Origin of the sequence: Shimia sediminis, assembly GCF_003990645.1 — a bacterium.
Taxonomy (GTDB): domain Bacteria; phylum Pseudomonadota; class Alphaproteobacteria; order Rhodobacterales; family Rhodobacteraceae; genus Shimia; species Shimia sediminis.
The window spans coordinates 1-707 of the sequence record NZ_RYZK01000077.1; the positions used below are offsets into that span (position 1 = coordinate 1).

At 32.0% G+C, this 707-nt stretch carries 2 protein-coding genes and 1 pseudogene; 2 read left to right on the top strand and 1 reads right to left on the bottom strand.

What is annotated here, in order from left to right:
• Nucleotides 1-10 precede the first annotated feature (10 nt).
• Nucleotides 11-151 carry a hypothetical protein gene (locus EK369_RS22920; RefSeq protein ID WP_497707114.1) on the top strand — a complete coding sequence of 47 codons (141 nt, stop codon included), beginning with the start codon at nucleotides 11-13 and terminating at the stop codon, nucleotides 149-151.
• Here EK369_RS22920 and EK369_RS22925 read toward each other — a convergent pair.
• Nucleotides 145-408 carry a hypothetical protein gene (locus EK369_RS22925; protein WP_235871515.1) on the bottom strand — a complete coding sequence of 88 codons (264 nt, stop codon included), beginning with the start codon at nucleotides 406-408 and terminating at the stop codon, nucleotides 145-147. The two genes, EK369_RS22920 and EK369_RS22925, sit on opposite strands and share 7 nt — an antisense overlap.
• Here EK369_RS22925 and EK369_RS22930 point away from each other — a divergent pair.
• Nucleotides 386-700, top strand: a pseudogene (locus tag EK369_RS22930) (cytochrome c oxidase subunit 3). The gene EK369_RS22925 and the pseudogene EK369_RS22930 sit on opposite strands and share 23 nt — an antisense overlap.
• Nucleotides 701-707 lie beyond the last annotated feature (7 nt).

Below are 707 nucleotides of genomic sequence, written 5' to 3' on the forward strand. Positions count from 1 at the left end.
CTTCCATTTAGTGGATGATAGCCCGTGGCCTCTTTATGGGGCTTTAGGGGCAATAACTTTAATATCAGGATTAATTAAATGGTTTCATCAACAACAAAGAAATTTATTATTAGTGGGAATACTTATCACCTTAATAATTATATATCAATGATGACGAGATATTACTCGAGAAGGTACTTTCCAAGGATTACATACTATAAGAGTAACAATTGGTTTACGATGAGGTATAATCTTATTTATTATTTCAGAAATTTTCTTTTTTATCTCTTTTTTCTGAGGATTTTTCCATAGAAGATTAAGTCCTGCAGTAGAAATTGGGATAATCTGACCTCCTAAAGGTATTATACCATTTAACCCGTTACAAATTCCTTTACTAAATACTTTAATCCTACTTAGATCAGGGATCACGGTAACTTGAGCACATCATGCTTTAATAGAAAATAACTATAAACAATCAGTTCAAGGACTTTTATTAACAGTACTATTAGGACTATATTTTACAGCCCTCCAAGCTTATGAGTATATTGAATCCCCTTTTACTATTGCTGATGCAGTTTATGGTTCATCCTTTTTTATAGCCACAGGATTTCATGGTCTTCATGTAATTATTGGTACCACTTTTCTTTTAATTTGCCTTTTACGACAACTAAATAACCATTTCTCTTTAACACACCATTTTGGATTTGAAGCTGCTGCTTGATATTGAC